The 17,381-nt window shown below is 71.4% G+C and carries 14 protein-coding genes and 2 pseudogenes; 4 read left to right on the top strand and 12 right to left on the bottom strand.

Annotation, left to right across the window (positions count from 1 at the left end):
- Positions 1–69 precede the first annotated feature (69 nt).
- The 3 genes from moaA to OG819_RS25310 all read right to left on the bottom strand — a co-directional run bounded on the left by moaA (position 70) and on the right by OG819_RS25310 (position 3,182).
- On the bottom strand, positions 70–1,059 hold the full coding sequence (moaA, locus tag OG819_RS25320; RefSeq protein WP_266651233.1) for a GTP 3',8-cyclase MoaA: 990 nt from the start codon (positions 1,057–1,059) through the stop codon (positions 70–72).
- A gap of 144 nt (positions 1,060–1,203) precedes the next feature.
- Positions 1,204–2,829: a cation acetate symporter gene (locus OG819_RS25315; protein ID WP_168507847.1), complete on the bottom strand. Its 1,626-nt coding sequence runs from the start codon at positions 2,827–2,829 to the stop codon at positions 1,204–1,206.
- Complete coding sequence (locus OG819_RS25310; protein WP_067364553.1) at positions 2,826–3,182, bottom strand: DUF485 domain-containing protein; 357 nt, start codon at positions 3,180–3,182, stop codon at positions 2,826–2,828. Before OG819_RS25310 ends, OG819_RS25315 begins: the two co-directional genes overlap by 4 nt.
- Positions 3,183–3,597: 415 nt before the next feature.
- Between OG819_RS25310 and OG819_RS25305 the strand changes: the two genes are divergently transcribed.
- The 4 genes from OG819_RS25305 (at position 3,598) to OG819_RS25290 (ending at position 9,399) form a co-directional block, all read left to right on the top strand.
- On the top strand, positions 3,598–5,124 hold the full coding sequence (locus OG819_RS25305) for a S8 family serine peptidase (RefSeq protein ID WP_266651232.1): 1,527 nt from the start codon (positions 3,598–3,600) through the stop codon (positions 5,122–5,124).
- A 70-nt stretch (positions 5,125–5,194) separates the two neighbouring features.
- Positions 5,195–6,739 carry a S8 family serine peptidase gene (locus OG819_RS25300; protein WP_266651231.1) on the top strand — a complete coding sequence of 515 codons (1,545 nt, stop codon included), beginning with the start codon at positions 5,195–5,197 and terminating at the stop codon, positions 6,737–6,739.
- A 95-nt stretch (positions 6,740–6,834) separates the two neighbouring features.
- Entirely contained in the window at positions 6,835–8,217 is a 1,383-nt protein-coding gene (locus OG819_RS25295) for a CoA transferase (protein ID WP_266651230.1), read from the top strand.
- Between the two features lie 144 nt (positions 8,218–8,361).
- The gene (locus OG819_RS25290) at positions 8,362–9,399 is read left to right on the top strand and encodes a CopD family protein (RefSeq protein ID WP_266623648.1); all 1,038 of its coding nucleotides are present in this window, start codon (positions 8,362–8,364) and stop codon (positions 9,397–9,399) included.
- Here the strand turns inward: OG819_RS25290 and OG819_RS25285 are convergent.
- From OG819_RS25285 to OG819_RS25245, 9 genes and pseudogenes are all read right to left on the bottom strand, one after another.
- Positions 9,394–10,443 (bottom strand): zinc-dependent alcohol dehydrogenase family protein, encoded by a 1,050-nt coding sequence (locus OG819_RS25285; protein WP_266623649.1) that lies wholly within the window; start codon positions 10,441–10,443, stop codon positions 9,394–9,396. The two genes, OG819_RS25290 and OG819_RS25285, sit on opposite strands and share 6 nt — an antisense overlap.
- A 41-nt stretch (positions 10,444–10,484) precedes the next feature.
- Positions 10,485–10,711: pseudogene (locus OG819_RS25280) on the bottom strand (lysoplasmalogenase family protein); the annotation flags it as partial.
- A 319-nt stretch (positions 10,712–11,030) separates the two neighbouring features.
- A pseudogene (locus tag OG819_RS25275) lies at positions 11,031–11,165 on the bottom strand (lysoplasmalogenase); the annotation flags it as partial.
- Positions 11,162–12,034 carry a sterol desaturase family protein gene (locus OG819_RS25270; RefSeq protein ID WP_266651229.1) on the bottom strand — a complete coding sequence of 291 codons (873 nt, stop codon included), beginning with the start codon at positions 12,032–12,034 and terminating at the stop codon, positions 11,162–11,164. The gene OG819_RS25270 and the pseudogene OG819_RS25275, both read right to left, overlap by 4 nt.
- Before the next feature lie 147 nt (positions 12,035–12,181).
- A complete protein-coding gene (locus OG819_RS25265) occupies positions 12,182–12,892 on the bottom strand; it encodes a VIT family protein (RefSeq protein ID WP_266623652.1) in 711 nt (236 codons plus the stop codon).
- A gap of 24 nt (positions 12,893–12,916) precedes the next feature.
- On the bottom strand, positions 12,917–14,143 hold the full coding sequence (locus tag OG819_RS25260; protein ID WP_266634212.1) for an amidohydrolase family protein: 1,227 nt from the start codon (positions 14,141–14,143) through the stop codon (positions 12,917–12,919).
- Positions 14,144–14,163: 20 nt separating this feature from the next.
- Positions 14,164–15,447 carry an amidohydrolase family protein gene (locus OG819_RS25255; protein ID WP_266651228.1) on the bottom strand — a complete coding sequence of 428 codons (1,284 nt, stop codon included), beginning with the start codon at positions 15,445–15,447 and terminating at the stop codon, positions 14,164–14,166.
- A gap of 11 nt (positions 15,448–15,458) precedes the next feature.
- A complete protein-coding gene (locus OG819_RS25250) occupies positions 15,459–16,325 on the bottom strand; it encodes an SDR family NAD(P)-dependent oxidoreductase (protein ID WP_266651227.1) in 867 nt (288 codons plus the stop codon).
- A complete protein-coding gene (locus tag OG819_RS25245; RefSeq protein ID WP_266415511.1) occupies positions 16,325–17,122 on the bottom strand; it encodes an acetoacetate decarboxylase family protein in 798 nt (265 codons plus the stop codon). Before OG819_RS25245 ends, OG819_RS25250 begins: the two co-directional genes overlap by 1 nt.
- Between the last annotated feature and the right edge of the window lie 259 nt (positions 17,123–17,381).

The raw sequence follows: 17,381 nt of genomic DNA, 5'->3' as shown, positions 1-17,381 counted from the left end.
TCTGTGGCTGGTCGCGCCCACGCGGCGAAGCCGCATGTGTCACAGCCCCGCGCCCCTGAAGGGGCGCTCTCAGCCGCCGATCGCGGACATCGGCCTGGCCGGCTGGAGGAACGACGGGTCGTCCAGGCCCGACCCCGCCTTCTTGCCCCACATCGCGAGGCGCCAGACACGGGCGATCTCCTCGTCGGGGGCGTCCGAGCGGAGGGCGGTGCGCAGGTCGGTCTCCTCGGTGGCGAACAGGCAGTTGCGTATCTGGCCGTCGGCCGTGAGGCGCGTACGGTCGCAGGCCGCGCAGAAGGGGCGGGTGACCGAGGCGATCACACCGACGCGGTGCGGGCCGCCGTCCACGAGCCAGCGCTCAGCAGGGGCGGAACCCCGGTCCTCGGTGCCCTCCTCGGTGAGCACGAAGCGCGTGCGCAGCGAGGCGAGAATGTCGCCCGCGGTGACCATGCCCTCGCGCTTCCAGCCGTGCTGGGCGTCGAGGGGCATCTGCTCGATGAAGCGCAGCTCGTAGTCGTGCTCCACCGCCCAGGCCAGGAGGTCGGGGGCCTCGTCGTCATTGAGGCCCGGCATCAGGACGCAGTTGACCTTGACGGGGGTCAGGCCGGCGTCGCGGGCGGCTTCGAGGCCCGCGATGACGTCCTGGTGGCGGTCGCGGCGGGTGAGCCTCTTGAAGACGTCGGGGCGCAGGGTGTCCAGCGAGACGTTCACCCGGTCGAGGCCGGCGGTCTTCAGGGCGGTGGCGGTGCGCTTGAGGCCGATGCCGTTGGTCGTCAGGGACATCTGGGGGCGGGGCTCGATCGCGGCGACCCGCTCCACGATGCCCACCAGGCCGGGGCGCAGCAGAGGCTCGCCGCCGGTGAAGCGGACCTCGGTGATGCCGAGGCGGGTGACCGCTATCTCGATGAGACGGACGATCTCGTCGTCCGTGAGCCGGTCGGGCTTGGCCAGCCACTGCAGGCCCTCTTCGGGCATGCAGTACGTGCACCGGAGATTGCACCTGTCCGTCAGTGAGACGCGCAGGTCGGTGGCTACTCGGCCATAGGTGTCGATGAGCACGTGGGCCCCCTCCCTCGTTGCGGATCACTTCCACTCGACACGACGAGCCTACGTGACACGACTGACATCAGCCCCGGCCGGATCCCACGAGACGCGGCGCGGCCGCGTCGTAGAGATCTACGACGCGGCCGTCGGCGCGGGGGATCAGTGTGCTCCGGTGCCCGTCAGGGACCGCACCTCCAACTCGGCGTACTTGCCGGCGTCCGGCTCCTCCTTGGACAGGAGCGTGCCGAGCCAGCCCAGCAGGAAGCCGACCGGGATCGAGATGAGGCCGGGGTTCTCCAGCGGGAACCAGTGGAAGTCGACGTCGGGGAACATCGAGGTGGGCTTGCCCGAGACCACCGGCGAGAACAGCACCAGGCCGACCGCCGTGATCAGACCGCCGTAGATCGACCACAGCGCGCCCTGGGTGGTGAACCGCTTCCAGAAGAGGCTGTAGAGGATCGTCGGCAGGTTGGCGGAGGCGGCGACCGCGAAGGCGAGCGCGACCAGACCGGCGACGTTCAGGTCGCGGGCGAGGGCGCCCAGCAGGATGGAGACGGCACCGATGCCCACCGTCGCGTAGCGGGCGGCGGTCATCTCCTGCTTCTCCGTGGCCTGCCCCCTCTTGATGACGTTCGCGTAGATGTCGTGCGCGAAGGAGGAGGACGAGGCCAGGGTCAGGCCGGCGACGACCGCGAGGATGGTGGCGAAGGCGACGGCGGAGATGGAGGCGAGCAGGATGGCGCCCCAGTTGGAGTCGACGCCTCCCAGGTGCAGTGCCAGGAGGGGCGCGGCGGTGTTGCCCGCCTTGTTGGAGGCGATGATCTCGTCGGGTTTGATCAGCGCGGCGGCGCCGAAGCCGAGGGCGAGGGTCATCAGGTAGAAGGCGCCGATGAGGCCGATCGCCCAGTTCACCGACTTCCGTGCGGTCTTCGCCGTGGGCACCGTGTAGAAGCGGATCAGGATGTGCGGCAGGCCCGCGGTGCCCAGGACCAGTGCCATGCCCAGGGAGATGAAGTCCAGCTTGGTGGTGGACGTGGCGCCGTACTTGAGGCCGGGTTCCAGGAAGGGCGCGCCCTTGCCGCTGTTGTCGGCCGCCTTGCCGAGCAGGTCGGAGATGTTGAAGTTGAACTTCAGCAGCACCAGGAAGGTGAGCAGCAGGGCGCCGATGATCAGCAGGACGGCCTTGACCATCTGGACCCAGGTGGTGCCCTTCATGCCGCCGATGGTGACGTACACGATCATCAGGACGCCGACGAGGGCGACGATGCCGATCTTGCCGCCGTCGCTGGTGATGCCGAGGAGCAGCGAGACGAGGACGCCCGCGCCGGCCATCTGCGCCAGCAGGTAGAAGATCGACACGACGATGGTGGAGGTGCCCGCGGCGGTACGGACCGGGCGCTGGCGCATGCGGTACGCCAGTACGTCGCCCATGGTGTAGCGGCCGGAGTTGCGCAGTGGCTCGGCGACCAGGAGGAGGGCCACCAGCCAGGCGACCAGGAAGCCGATGGAGTAGAGGAAACCGTCGTACCCGAAGAGGGCGATCGCGCCCGCGATGCCGAGGAACGAGGCCGCGGACATGTAGTCGCCTGAGACGGCCAGGCCGTTCTGGAAGGCGGTGAACTGTCGTCCGCCCGCGTAGAAGTCGGCGGCGTCCTTGGTCTGGCGGCCCGCCCAGACGGTGATGACGAGGGTCGCGGCGACGAACACCGCGAAGAGGGTGATGATCAGCGGCCGGTGCTGACTGGCCTCACCGGCGGCGAGCACGGTCGTCTGTACGGGGCTCATGCGTCGCCCTCCAGCCGGGACTTGATCGCTTCGCCCTTGGGGTCGAGCTTCGCGGCGGCGTACCGCGAGTACCACCAGGCGATGAGGAACGTGGTGAGGAACTGGGCGAGCCCGAGGACCAGGGCGACGTTGATGTTGCCGACCACCTGGGTGCCCATGAAGTCGCCCGCGTAGTTCGAGAGCAGGACGTACAGCAGGTACCAGGCGATGAAGGCGACGGTCAGCGGGAAGGCGAAGGAGCGGTGCGCGCGCCGCAGTTCGGCGAACTCGGCGCTCTCCTGCACCTCGACGAACTGCTCGGTCGAGGGCAGCCGGGGATCGGCCTTCGAAGGGGGCGGTGCGTCGGTAGCCACGAAGTCTCCTCGCGTTGCGGGTGCGGTTACGACGATGGACGGGGGCGAGTCGGGGCTCGCGGACGGGGACGGCTGGGGTGCGGACATGTGGTGCGACCTCACAGTGACCTGGATCACGTGACCGGGAGCGACGGTATTGCTTCCTTGCGTGATCCAACGGGGGGCTCGATCGTCCTCGGGCTCCCTGCTCAAGGTCACGGCGCCACGCGTGGACCGGTTCAACTCCCCCGACTTCTTTCGGAAGTCATCTCCGGAAGTCATTGCTGGCCAGTTGGGACGGGAGATAGCTTCGGCCTGCAGCACTCGTCATGCACCTGCCGAAGCGCCACCCGCACCAGCCTCAGCACCCTCACGCACCTGCCCGAGCACCACCTGTGTTCGGGCGGCTTTCGTTTCCGGATGATGTGGAGATCCCATGGCTCATCTGCGTTCCAGACGTCGCCTCGCCCTCGCGGTGCCGGTCGTCCTGTCGCTCACCGCCTCGCTCGGCTTCCTGCCGGGCGCCGCGTCGGCGGCCCCGCTGACCGCGTCCGCCACGCCGAGCGCGGACGGCCCCAACCTCGCGTACGTGGTGAACACCAGGACGGACCATCGCACGATCGCGTCGGTGGAGAAGGCGATCACCGCGGCGGGCGGCACCGTCGTCATCGCCTACGAGAAGATCGGTGTGATCGTCGTCCATTCGGCCAACCCCGACTTCGGCAAGCGGATCCGCGCCGTGCGCGGGGTGCAGTCGGCGGGCGCGACCCGGACCGCGCCGCTGACGGCCGCGGGGACGACGGACGAGGGCGCGGCGCAGATGCTGTCCGCCGCCGAGGCCGCCAAGGTCTCCAGGACCGCCGCCGCGGGCGAGGAGCCCCTGGAAGCCGACCAGTGGGACCTGCGCGCGATCGACGCCGACAAGGCCGCGAAGATCAACCCGGGCAGCAAGAGCGTGACGGTCGCCGTGATCGACGTCGGCGTCGACGACACCCACCCGGACATCGCCCCGAACTTCTCCCCCTCCCAGTCCGCGAACTGTGTGGGCGGCAAGCCGGACACCACGTACGGCTCGTGGCGCCCCGTGGACGCCGACCATTACCACGGCACCCATGTCGCGGGGGAGATCGCCGCGGCCCGCAACGGCATCGGCGTCGCGGGCGTCGCGCCCGGCGTGAAGGTCTCGGGCATCACCGTGGCCGAGCCGGACGCGAGCCAGCTCTTCTACCCGGAGAGTGTCGTCTGCGCCTTCGTCTTCGCCGCCGACCACGGCGTGGAGATCACCAACAACAGCTACTACGTGGACCCGTGGCTCTACAACTGCCTCGACGACCCCGACCAGAGGGCGATCGTCGACGCCGTCAACCGGGCCCAGCTGTACGCCCAGAAGAAGGGCACCCTCAACGTCGCCGCGGCGGGCAACTCCAACGACGACCTCGACTCGAACGCCCTTGAGGACGCCTCCAGCCCCGACGACTCGACCGCCGTGCCCCGTACGGTCGACCCGCACAAGTGCTTCGACGTACCGACCCAGCTGCCCGGCGTCGTCACGGTCGCCTCGACCGGCGTCACCGGCGCCAAGTCGTACTTCTCCAGTTACGGCAAGGGCGTCATCGACGTCGCCGCGCCGGGCGGCGACAAGTACCAGAGCCCGGACACGCCGTCGAAGAACGGCCGCATTCTGTCGACGATGCCGAACAACCAGTACGGCTTCCTGCAGGGCACGTCGATGGCGACGCCGCATGTCGCGGGCGTGGCCGCGCTGCTGAAGTCCAAGTACCCCTGGGCCTCGCCGGCCCAGCTCCAGGCGCTCCTCAAGGCCGAGGCGGACAACCCGGGTTGCCCGACCGCCCCGTACGACGGTGACGGCGACGGCGTCGTGGACGCCACCTGCGTGGGCGGCAAGCACGTGAACGGCTTCTACGGAGCCGGGATCGTCAACGCGCTGCGGGCGGTCAAGTAGGTCCGGCCGTACGCCACATGAGCTTCCGCACGGCTCGTACCGCTCGTACCGCGATTGAACTGGAGACTCCATGACCGCGCCTCGCAAGCGCTCCCGCCGCGCCATAGCCCTCCCGCTCGGGATGGCCACGGCGACGGCCCTCGCCTTCCTGCCGAACGTCAGCGCCTCGGCGGCCGACATCGACAGCGCCGCCGCTCAGACCGCCACGGCCCCGACGGCGGACGCGACCGCCCTCAGCTATGTCGTCAACGTCCGCCCCGGGCACGGCGCTTCCGCCTCCGTGAAGAAGGCCATCGCCAAGGCCGGCGGCACGATCGTGACGTCGTACGACCAGATCGGCGTGATCGTCGTGCACTCCTCGAACGCCGACTTCGCCAAGACGATCCGCGGCGTACGCGGCGTGCAGTCGGCCGGCAACACGCGCAACGCGCCACTGCCCACGCAGTCGACCACCGACATGGGCGCGCCCCAGGTGCTCACCGCCGCGCAGGAGCGGGCCGCGAGCGCCGAGGCCGCCGCCGGGCAGGACCCGCTCGAGTCCCTCCAGTGGGACCTGCCCGCGATCAAGGCGGACAAGGCGCACGAGAAGACCCTCGGTAGCAGCAAGGTGACCGTCGCCGTGATCGACACCGGTGTCGACGACACGCACCCCGACATCGCGCCGAACTTCAACCGCGACGCCTCGGTCAACTGTGTGACGGGCAAGCCGGACACCACCGACGGGGCGTGGCGGCCGACCGCCGCGGAGAGCCCGCACGGCACGCATGTCGCGGGCGAGATCGCGGGCGCCAAGAACGGCGTCGGCATCACCGGCGTCGCGCCCGGCGTGAAGGTCGCCGGCATCAAGGTGGCCACGACGGCCGGCTACTTCTACACCGAGGCCGTCGTCTGCGGTTTCGTGTGGGCCGCCGAGCACCACGTCGACGTGACCAACAACAGCTATTACACCGACCCCTGGTACTTCAACTGCAAGGACGACCCGGACCAGAAGGCCCTGGTCGACGCGATCACCCGCGCCTCGCGATACGCGGAGCGCAAGGGCACCGTCAACGTCGCCGCGGCGGGCAACGAGAACTACGACCTGGCCGCCGACTCGATCACCGACCCGGTCTCCCCGAACGACGGCACACCCTCGGACCGGGTGATCGACCCCTCCAAGTGCTACGACATCCCCACCCAGCTGCCGGGTGTGGTCACCGTGGCCGCGACGGGCGCCAAGGGCATCAAGTCGTCCTTCTCCAACCACGGCCTGGGCGTCATCGACGTCGCCGCGCCCGGCGGCGACTCGACGCGCTACCAGACCCCCGCCCCGCCCGCCACCAGCGGCCTGATCCTCGGCCCGCTGCCCGGCGGCACATGGGGCTACATGGCCGGTACGTCGATGGCGTCCCCGCACGTCGCCGGTGTCGCCGCCCTCATCAAGTCGACCCACCCGCACGCCTCCGCCGCCCTGGTGAAGGCGCTGCTGTACGCGGAGGCCGACGCCACACCGTGCACCGACCCGTACGACATCGACGGCGACGGCAAGGTCGACGCGGTGTGCGAGGGCACGAAGAACCACAACGGGTTCTACGGCTGGGGCACCGTGAACGCGTTGAAGGCGGTCACGAAGTGACCGTGTGAGCGAGGGGGGCCGGGCTGTTGCCCCGGCGGGCAGTGGCCCCGGCCCCCTTTCCCATGTTGATTCGGTACACCCGGCATAGTGCCGCCATGACTCCTACAGACTTCGCGTGGGCCGCGCTGGGCGGCGACCCCGCACTCGTCCCACAGATCTCGGCCGTCGCACGGGAGGGGGTGCTGCCCGCACGGCTGCCGGTACGGGCGATGGCCCGGGCGTGTGTCGCGGTCTGCGCCCTCGCGGGAGCCGAGCTGACCGCCGCCCGCACCGGAGGGAAGGTGCCCGAAGCGCGGGTCGACGACGGCGCTGTCGCCACCGCCTTCCACAGTGAACGGCACCTGCGCGTCGACGGCCGTGAGCCGGTCAACTTCGCCCCGCTGTCTCGGTTCTGGCGGACGGCGGACGGCTGGGTCCGCACCCACGCGAACTATCCGCACCACCGGGAGCGGCTGCTGGGCGCGCTGGGTGTGCCGGAGGGCCGGGACACCCCCGCCGAGGTGCTCGCCGAAGTGCTGGCCGAGCGATCGGCCGTCGAGGTGGAGGAGACCGTGTACGCGGCCGGCGGTCTCGCGATCGCCCTGCGCACGCCCGGCCAGTGGGCCACGCATCCACAGGGGCGGGCGATCGCCGCACACCCGCTGGTGACCCGCGAGCGACTGGACACGGCACCCGTGCGACCGCTCGTCCCGCTCGCCGGGGATCCGCTGCTGCCCGCCGCGGGCCTGCGCGTGCTGGACCTCACCCGGGTCATCGCGGGCCCGGTGGCCACCCGCACGCTCGCCCTCCTCGGCGCGGACGTCCTGCGGATCGACAGCCCGCGCCTGCCCGAGATCGACGACCAGCACGCCGACATGGACTTCGGAAAGTGTTCCACCACGCTCGACCTGTCGGCACGAGGGGATCGCTCGGCCTTCGAGGAACTGCTCGCCGAGGCCGATGTCGTCGTCACCGGGTACCGGCCCGGCGCACTGGACCGGTTCGGGCTCTGCCCGCGGGCGCTGGCCGAGCGGCGGCCCGGTCTGGTGGTGGCGCAGTTGTCGGCGTGGGGCGACTACGGGCCGTGGTCCGGGCGTCGGGGCTTCGACAGTCTGGTGCAGGTCGCCACCGGCATCGCGGAGATCGAGGGGTCCGCCGAGCGGCCGGGTGCGCTGCCCGCGCAGGCCCTGGATCACGGCACGGGGTATCTGCTGGCGGCCGCCGTACTGCGGGCCCTGACGGAACAACTGGACGACGGCGGCAGCCGGTTCGTACGGCTGGCGCTGGCGCGAACGGCCGAGTGGCTCGTGAACGGGCTCGCGTGGCAGGACGAGGAGCCCGCCGACGCCTCGTACGAACCGGCCCGTTGGCTCGCCGGGACCGACAGCGACCTGGGCCGGCTCAGGTACGCCCGGTCACCCGTCTCCTTCGCCGGCGGCCCGGCCGACTGGGCACGTCCGCCGGGCCGCCTGGGGTCGGACCCGGCCCGGTGGCCCTGAGTCGGCGGGTCACTTCGGGAGACGGCCGCGCCCGTCGGGCGTGAGCGAGGGGTCGGCCGGAAACGTATCTATGGGCGGAATGCCGAACCACCGCTTGTTTCCCTGCACTTGCCCGGTTCTGTGCCGACTGGTGAAGATCCTGGGGTGACCTTGATACGACCGACAGCCGAGACAGCGGGCGCGAGCGGTCCGGCGCGGCGCCCCGCCGCCGGACGCGCCGTCGCCCTGCTCGTCCTGGTGGCCGTCGCCGCCCTGATCCCGCTGCTCGGCCCGCGCCCCGCGCTGGACGGCACCGGCGAGGCGGCCGCCCCCGGCGTCGGCGGCATCGCCCTGCTGCGCGCGGCCTTGTTCGCGGCGCTGTGCGTCCCGGCGGGCGAACTGTTCGCGGCCCGGCTGGCCCGCCGGGTGCCGGGCGCGCCGTTGGAGCACGCGCCCCGCAGCTGGGCTCCCCACGCCGCGGCGGCCGGGTTCGTCGCCGCACTGGGGCTCGCCTCGGTGGTGGCCACCGGCAATCTGCTGCCGCACCACCTCTCCGACATGGACGTCGGCGGGCTCTACCAGACCCGGGACGGCAAGCTCGCGCTCCTGGAGGTCAACGCGTTCCTGGCCGCCGGGCTCTGCGCCCGCTCGCGCCGGCCGGCCGCCCAGGCGTGGCCGCTGGCCGCGGTGGCCCTCGCGGAGGCGCTGCGCGCCCACCCGGCGCCGGAGCACGGCCCGCTCGTCGGCTCCGGTCTGACTCTCGTGCACGTGATCTGCGCGGCGCTGTGGACGGGCGGCCTGCTGCACGTCCTGCGGATGCTGCGCGCCTGGCGCACCTCTTCGAAGGCGGCGGAGGCGGCGGATGCGGCCGGTGCGGCGCTTCTGGGCCTCTACGCGCGTGTGGCGGCCGTCCTGTTCGCGGCACTCACCGCGACGGGCGTGTGGAGCGCGCTGCGCCGGATGCCGCCGGGCACGGTCCTGCACCAGCTGACGGCGACGTCGTACGGACGCACTCTGCTCGCCAAGCTGGCGCTGGTGGCCGCCGTCGCCGTACTGGCGCTGCTCGCGCGGCTGCGGCTGCGCCGGGCCGCCGACCGGCTCGGTGCCTGTGTCCCCGCGCGCGGGGAGGTGGTGGCACTGGGCCTGGTCGTGGCGGTGTCGGGACTTCTGACGGCGCTGCCGCTGCCGATCAGGTGGTCATGAGCCGTTGGTGACGAGCACCTTGAGGGCGGTGCGCTCGTCCATCGCCTTGTAGCCCTCGGGCACGCCCTCCAGACCGACGGTCATGTCGAACACGGGCGACGGGTCGATGGTGCCGTCCAGGACGTCGGGCAGCAGCTCCGGGATGTACGCCCGCACGGGCGCCACACCGCCGCGCAGCGCGATGTTCCGGTCGAACATCACGCTCAGGTCGAGGCCGGTGCCGCTGCCGTGCGGCACCCCGACGAAGCCGATGGCGCCGCCGTCGCGGGTGATGTTCACGGCCGTCCGCATGGACTGCTCGGTGCCGACCGCCTCCACGACGGCGTGCGCGCCCTGGCCGCGGGTCAGCTCGCGGACGGCCTCGACGGCCTCCTCGCCGCGTGCGGCGACGACGTCCGTGGCGCCGAAGGCGCGCGCGATGTCCGTACGTGCCTGGTGGCGTCCGAGCGCGATGATCCGCTCGGCGCCGAGCCGCTTGGCGGCCAGCACGGCGCACAGCCCGACGGCGCCGTCCCCGACCACGGCGACGGTGGCGCCCTTGCGGGCCCCCGCGCCGAGGGCCGCGTGGTGACCGGTGCCCATGACGTCGGAGAGCGTCAGCAGGGCCGACAGCAGGTGGTCGTCGGAGGCCGCCTCCTTGGGCAGCTGTACGAGGGTGCCGTCGGCGAAGGGGACGCGCACGGCCTCGCCCTGACCGCCGTCGTAGCCGACCGCGCCCCAGAAGCCGCCGTGCTCGCAGGAGGTGGTGAGGCCCTCGCGGCAGTAGTCGCAGACACCGTCGGACCACATGAAGGGCGCGACGACCAGGTCACCGCGGCGGACGCCGGTCACCTCGGAGCCGGTCTCCTCGACGATGCCGAGGAACTCGTGCCCGATGCGCTGCCCCGGCTGACGCGCCGCCTCGCCCCGGTACGCCCACAGGTCGCTGCCGCAGATGCAGGACCGCAGGACTCGCACGACCGCGTCGGTGGGCAGTTGCACCAGGGGCTCGGGGACGTCCTCCACCCGCATGTCGAACGGGGCGTGGATGGTGGTCGCGCGCATGACGAGGATCCTTCTCGGCTGATCGGCTGGGTGAGATGCGCTCAGAGGGTGGTTGAGCGCATCTCACCGTACGCCGCCCTCGCCGCGCTCCGCGCACCGAGGGTGCCCAGCACGCCGCTGACCAGCAAGAACTGGGCGGCGGCGTACGTCAGCATGATCCAGAAGTCCGGCCTCGGGAGCTGCGGCCAGTCGGCGACGCCGGTGGCGATGAGGGTGTCGGACGCGGGAAGAGCGCCCCGCCCGCGACGGGCCCGAGCTGGATGCTTCGGGCCCACCATCGATCGCGGTCAGCAGCAGGCTTTGACGCCCTCCCCTGCCCGAGAGCAGGAGATTCCGGTCCGTACCGCTACGCGGCACCACCACGGGTTCCTGTTTCACGGGCCCTTGCCGACCGGTGAAGGTCGGTCTTACAAGGCCTCCGCAGGCCTGACTTCCCGCCCGTCCGGCGGTAGGTCCGAAAGCTCCGCTGTCGGACAACGCGATGCTAGCCCAGGCGCTGAGCCCCTCCGGACAGGATGCCCTGCACCTCCACCCCGAAGGGTGGACCCCTGGGCAAGCGTTCGGTAGCTCGCGACGGGGATCCGAAGGGCGGCGAGCAGGGGCATGAGAAGCGGCTTGGCGACCAGGTGCCCCGGGGTGAACCCGGCGGCCAGGGAGACGAGGTCCACGGCAGCGGCGACGCCGAAGGAGACGAGCAGCACGCGCGCGTGCCGTGGGCTCACGTGACGGGCTCCGTGACCGGCTCGCGCCCCGCGGACTTCGGCGTCGGCTGCCAGCCGGGCCCGCGAAAGACTCGTCCCGCCCGCTCGCGCCAGCCGGCCGCCGCCTTCAGGTCGCTGGCGATGGCGGCGTACTCGTGGATGGCCACGCGCAGGGGGTTGTACGTGGCGATGTTCTTGGTGAGCCCGTAGACGGGCCGCTCGGTCTCGAGGACGAAGGACCCGAAGAGCCGGTCCCAGACGATGAGGATCCCGCCGAAGTTGCGGTCCAGGTAGCCGCCCTGGGAGGCGTGGTGGACCCGGTGGTGGGAGGGCGTGTTGAACACGAACTCGAACCAGCGGGGCATCTTGTCGATCCGCTCCGTGTGGATCCAGAACTGGTAGACGAGGTTCGCGGACGAGCAGAACGCCAGCGCCGCGGGGTGCACGCCGAGGGCGATCAGCGGCACGTAGAAGGGCCAGACCGTCCAGGTGGTCCAGGGCTGGCGCAGCGCGGTGGTGAGGTTGAACTTCCGGCTGGAGTGGTGGACCACGTGGCAGGCCCACAGGACGCGGACGACGTGGTGTCCGCGGTGCGACCAGTAGTAGAAGAAGTCCTGCCCCAGCAGCATCAGCGGAACGGTCCACCACAGGACGGGCACCCGAAGCGGAGTCACTTCATGGATCGCCGCATAGATCGCGACGATCGGGATCTTCCACAGGAAGTCGAAGACGAGACTCCCGAGCCCCATGCCGACGCTCGTCGCGGCGTCCTTCGTCTCGTAGCCCGCGGCATCGTCGTCCGGATGGATCCTGACGCTCACCACCTCGATCACGGTGAGCAGCACAAAGGCGGGTATCGACAACAGCACGACATCGGGCAGGTTCGGCATGGGTGCACCGTAGAACCGCAGCTCGGCCACGGCTAGACGTTGTTACCCACAAGTATTACCGGGGGTACGCGCTTGCTTCTTGGTGATCTCCGCCAAGGACGCCGACAGGTCCGGACCGATGCCCGTCAGGTGTTCACTCGGTGCTCGTCACGCCCCGGCCGCCCCCAACAACGCCCCCGCCGCGTAAGTGACCCCCATCGCCAGCGCGCCCCCGCCCACGTTCCGCAGTACCGCGCGGCCCTGGTCCGCCGAGCCCAGGCGGGCGCTCAGCCAGCCCGTGAGGACGAGCGCGGCGAGGACCGAGACCACGGTGACGCCCAGCCGCCAGCCTGCCGGTGGCAGGACGATGGCGAGGAGGGGGAGGAGGGCGCCCACGGTGAAGGAGAGGAAGCTCGCCCAGGCGGCGTGCCAGGGGTTGGTGAGGTCGTCGGGGTCGATGCCGAGTTCCACGCGTGCGTGGGCCCTCAGGGCGTCGCGTTCGGTGAGCTGCTGCGCCGCCTCGTGGGCCACCTCGTGGGTCAGGCCGCGCTGCTCCAGGAGTTCGGTCAGCTCCTCGAGTTCGGCATCCGGCTGTTCGCGCAGTTCACGTCGCTCCAGCGCCAGGGCGGCCTTCTCGGAGTCCAGTTGGGTGGAGACCGAGACGTACTCGCCCGCCGCCATCGACATGGACCCGGCCAGCAGCCCCGCGAGGCCCGCCGTGAGCAGCGCGGAGCGGTCGTCGGTGGCGCCGGCCACGCCGACGACGAGGCCCGCGGTGGAGACGATGCCGTCGTTGGCGCCCAGCACCGCGGCCCGCAACCAGTTCAGGCGGGAGCCGAGGGTGCCCGCGTGGGCCTCGTCGTGCGTGGGTTGCGTCACACGGGGAGGATCGCACCCCGGGCGTCACCAGACCCGTACCGACGCTCCCCGCGCGAACACGGGGCTCGTCGCGTCCGCCGGGGGCCGCGTGAGCGGTTCGGCCAGCTCCGCCACGGTCGGTCCCACCTTCGCCGCGAGGGGATCCAGGGCGTCGAGGTCGAAGCCGTACACCCGGGCGGCGTTCCCGCCGACCATCGCGGCGACCTCCTCGCGCGGCACACCGGCGTACGCGCAGCGCAGGCCCTCCCGGGAGTAGGGGTAGGTGCCCTCGTCGTGCGGGTAGTCGCTGCCCCACATGATCTTGTCGACGCCGATCCGCGCGCGCAGCGGCACCTCGTGCGGGCGCATGAAGCTCGCGCCGACGAAGCAGTTGTCCCGCCAGACGTCCGAAGGGCCCTTGCCCATCGCCTCGGCGAGACCCGCGCCGAACTTGGACTCCGCCGTCGACCTCTTCGTCGCCGCCGCCGACAGCCTCCCGTGGTAGTAGTCCAGCATGTCGAGCACCCCGGGGATCCAGCCCGAGCCCTGCTCGGTCAGCACCAGTCTCAGGCCCGGGTGGCGGCGGAAGGCCCCGCCGAAGATGAGGTGCCAGAGCGCGCGGTGGGAGAACCAGGTCGTCTCGACCATGAAGACCGCACGGGCCGCCGGTTCGTCGCCGAGGGGAGGGGACGCCGAGCCCGCGTGGTGGTTCACGGGGACGCCCAGTTCCTCGCAGACCGCCCAGATGGGGTCGTACGTCGACGAGTACAGCTCGGGCAGTCCCGAGCCCGGTGGGGTGCCCGGGAGCAGCAGGCCGCCCGCGAGGCCCGCCCGGGAGGCCCACCTGATCTCCTTCACCGCCTCCTCCACGTCGTTCAGGAGGATCTGGAAGACGCCCGCGCGGCGGCCCGGCGCGGCCGCGCAGAAGTCCGCGAGCCAGCGGTTGTGGGCGCGCAGGCCCGCCCAGCGCCGTGCGAACTCCTCGGCGGTGGGGGCCGGCGCCATCAGGGCGGCCGAGGGGAAGAAGGGCGGGATGGTGTTGGGGAACACCACCTCCGCGACGATGCCGTCCTCCTCCAGCTCCGCCAGGCGCCGTGCGGAGTTCCAGTTCTTGTCGGCGGTGTCGGCGAGCAGGTCCTCGTACGGGTTGACGTAGCCGGCCGCCCACGCGTCGAACGCCTCGTGGTGTTCCTTCGCCAAGTAGGGCCGGTAGTCCAGCAGGTCGGCTCCGGCGTGGCAGTCCGCCGAGATCACGGTGTACCGGTCGGTCACGGGGTCGTTCGTGGGGGCGCTCACGGTGTCGTCCCCAGGACCGGGAAGTCGTGGTCGGTCAGCCAGTGGCGGCCCACCTCGCGTGAGCGTGCCCAGGACGCCTCCACGGCCCTCTGGTCGTCGCTCTGGCCGAGGTCGGCCGGGGTCGGGCCGATGCGCCGGGCGAGCGGGGTCAGCCGCTCGACGTCGAAGCCGAAGACCTCGGCGGCCGCGAGGCCGAGCATGCGGCGGGTCTCGGCAACCGGGATGTCGTGGAAGGTGCGCCGCAGCCACGCGCGTGTGTCGGGCCAGGTTCCCTCGGGGTGCGGGAAGTCGCTGCCCCAGAGGATGTTGTCGACGCCGATCTCGTAGCGCTGGGCGAGTTCGCGGCGCTTGGTGTTCGTCGCGCAGATGAAGAGCTGCCGGTCGAGGTACTCGTGCGGGGGCCGCTTCAGCTCCGCGAAGGGCGACAGCTTCTTGCCGCCGTGCGCGCCCAGGTAGAGGCGGTCCATGAACCAGAGGAGGTTCGGCAGCCACCAGCAGCCCGACTCGGCCACCCCGAACCTCAGCCCCGGGTGGCGTTCGAAGACGCCCGACCAGAGCAGGAACCACAAGGGGCGCGCGGGCCACCAGGTGACTTCGGAGACGTAGATCCCCAGGTGGTCGCCGTACTCGTGGCGCGGTGCGGCGCCCGAGTGCGTGACCACCGGCATCGCGCACTCGGCGGCGGCCGCCCACACGGGGTCGTAACGGCGGTCGTGGTACGGCTCCTTGTCGACCCACATGGCGGGGATCATCAGGGCGCCGAGTCCCGACTCCTTGGCCCGGTACACCTCGGCGACGACCGCGTCGGGGGACGCGGTGATGGGCAACAGGGCGACCCCGCAGTGCCGTTCGGGGTTCTCCCCGACGAACTCCGCCAGCCAGCGGTTGTGCGCCTGCGCGCCCGCCATGCCGAGCCGCGGGTCGTGGTCGCCGGAGAGGCCGAGGCCCACGCCGAAGGGGGCGGCCGTGCGGCTGTCCACGGCGTCGGCGTCCGGGAAGACCACCTCCCCGGCCACACCGTCGCCGTCCAGCTCCTTGAGGCGCTGCGCGGCGTCCCAGCCGCCGCGCAGCCCCTCCTCGTTGTCCTGGAACCACCGGTCCGCGAACGCCTCGTTGCGGATGCCGAGCCGGGTCATCTCCTCGCGGCGCCGGCCCTGGCCCGCGAGGAACTCGTCGAAGTCCCGGTGGAAACGGGAGTCCAGGTAGGGCCGGTACTCCTCGGTGGGGAGCCCGGCGTGGCAGTCGGAGGAGATGATCAGATAGGGGTCCCGGTCGGTCATCGCCCGCCTCCTCAGTCCAGAATGAAGTGCTCTAGGTACGACGGGTCGGCCCGGTCGAGCATCGACCGCGACCTCGCCCGGATCTGCCGGTCGCTGTGCTCGCTGGCGGGCAGCAGCCAGAAGCGGTCCTCCCTGATGCCGTCCGCCACCAGGTCGGCGACCTCCTCCACCGGCGTGAACCGCACCTCCTGCCCCGCCTCCTTCATCGCGGCCTCCCACTGGTCGAGGCTCACCAATCGAATTAGCCAACCGTAGTTACGTTGTGGCAGAGTGTGACGTGCACGCCCGGCGCCCAGGCGACGTCGGGCACCCTCCCCGGTCAGGGCCGTACGTGCCTGACCGGCCAGCGTCCGGAGGGACGTGCCACGCGGGCTGACAGCTTTGGCCGTTGGCACCAGGGCACGAAGACGATTGGCTTCACGGGGGTTTCCCCCACATCCCGATCCTGTGCAACCCAAGGGATCGCTGAGCCAATCAGAGACGCTGCGGTACGGGGTCTTCCTCGGCTTCTGCTTCGCCGGGGGAGACCACGGACGCCATGGGCAGCGGGGCGTTCTCGCCGTCGCGTACGCACACATACGGCCCTCGGCGCCGGAGCCGACCCCGGCGTTGTTGCACAGGACGTGTACGGCGCCGTACTTCTCGTACGTCTCGGCGGCGAGCGCGTCGAGCTGTTCGCGCTCCGAGACGTCCACCACACGCGCGTACACCTCTGCCCCGTCCTCCCGCAGCGCGGAGGCGGCCTTCTCCAAGGCGCCCTCCTCGACGTCCGCGAGGACCACCTTCAGACCGTCCGCCGCGAACCGGCGCGCCATCGCGAGCCCGATGCCACTCGCCGCGCCGGTGACCACGGCGACCTGCCCCGCTCCGAGCTCCATCAGGCGCTCCCTTCCGGCGGCCCGTCGAGGATCTGCCGCGGATCGTCGTAGCGCTGATGGATGTACGGCAACAGGGCCTGGGCGCTGACCCGTTCGGCGACCCTGCCCGTCTGGTCGGTGGTCTTCTCGCCGAGGGTGATCTCGACCAGCTCCCGTACGGGGAGGTCGGCGACCGGGTCGTACATCGACTCGCGCAGTACGACGTCCCCGGTGACACGCTCCAGCCTGCGCACCTTCTCGTTGCGCACGCAGTGCACGAGCACGGGGTCGGCGTCGAAGCCCGAACCGTCCACCGCGGGAAGGAACTTGAAGTAGAAGTCGGTCTTCTGGGCGGGCTCGGGCAGCGGCAGGTCACCGCTCACCGCGCCGCGCACCTCGACGAAGGCGATGCCGTGCCGGGCGAGTGCGGCCCGTACGACGAGGCCGTCGCGTTCCACGGTCACCTCGCCGAGCTTCTTGGGCTCCCCGAAGACCTCGCGGCCGCCGACGAGCGCCCGCTCGTGGGTCATCGGCATGACCAGCGGGTACCAGCCCTCGACGCCGTCGTGCGCCGCGGCGACGGCGAACGAACCCGCGCCGAGCGGATAGCCCGGCAGGTCGACCTTGCTGATGTTCACCCGGACCAGGGGCCGCCCGGTGGGTTTGAGCGGGGGCGGCAGGACCGCCGCGACCGCGTCCGGATCGCTCTCCCAGACGGCCACCACACCGGTGGACCAGATGTCGGGGAGCTTGGCGTTCGCGGTGCGCGCGGCGGCGATCTCCGCCTCGGTCCGTGCGCCGTACCTCACTCGTGCCATGTCCGTACCGCCCTTCGTAGGCGCTACCTGATGGGGCGCGGAGCACGCTTGCACCGTGCCGGTGAAAGGTCCATAGCCATGCGCCGGGGGGCTTGCGCCGGGCCGAACCAACCGGTGACCCGCGCCACAGAAAGCACCCGTGCCCCCGCCGGCCGCGTCAACTCCGGGCCCGCCGTGCCGCATTACTGTGGCCACGTGCGCGTGGCCACCGTGGGGGCGGTCAGGGGCGCTGGTTCCGGGAAGGCGGGGGCCGGACTGT

The organism is Streptomyces sp. NBC_01549, from assembly GCF_026339955.1.
GTDB lineage: Bacteria > Actinomycetota > Actinomycetes > Streptomycetales > Streptomycetaceae > Streptomyces.
The sequence above is the reverse complement of the archived record's forward strand: the minus strand, read 5'-3'. Positions and strand labels throughout refer to the sequence as shown.

Bases quoted from the DNA above. Each gene is read 5' to 3' on its own strand.
- OG819_RS25315 (WP_168507847.1), bottom strand. From the start codon at position 2,829: ATGAGCCCCGTACAGACGACCGTGCTCGCCGCCGGTGAGGCCAGTCAG.
- OG819_RS25305 (WP_266651232.1), top strand. From the start codon at position 3,598: ATGGCTCATCTGCGTTCCAGACGTCGCCTCGCCCTCGCGGTGCCGGTC.
- OG819_RS25300 (WP_266651231.1), top strand. From the start codon at position 5,195: ATGACCGCGCCTCGCAAGCGCTCCCGCCGCGCCATAGCCCTCCCGCTC.
- OG819_RS25295 (WP_266651230.1), top strand. From the start codon at position 6,835: ATGACTCCTACAGACTTCGCGTGGGCCGCGCTGGGCGGCGACCCCGCA.
- OG819_RS25285 (WP_266623649.1), bottom strand. From the start codon at position 10,443: ATGCGCGCGACCACCATCCACGCCCCGTTCGACATGCGGGTGGAGGAC.
- OG819_RS25270 (WP_266651229.1), bottom strand. From the start codon at position 12,034: ATGCCGAACCTGCCCGATGTCGTGCTGTTGTCGATACCCGCCTTTGTG.
- OG819_RS25255 (WP_266651228.1), bottom strand. From the start codon at position 15,447: ATGACCGACCGGGACCCCTATCTGATCATCTCCTCCGACTGCCACGCC.
- OG819_RS25250 (WP_266651227.1), bottom strand. From the start codon at position 16,325: ATGGAGCTCGGAGCGGGGCAGGTCGCCGTGGTCACCGGCGCGGCGAGT.
- OG819_RS25245 (WP_266415511.1), bottom strand. From the start codon at position 17,122: ATGGCACGAGTGAGGTACGGCGCACGGACCGAGGCGGAGATCGCCGCC.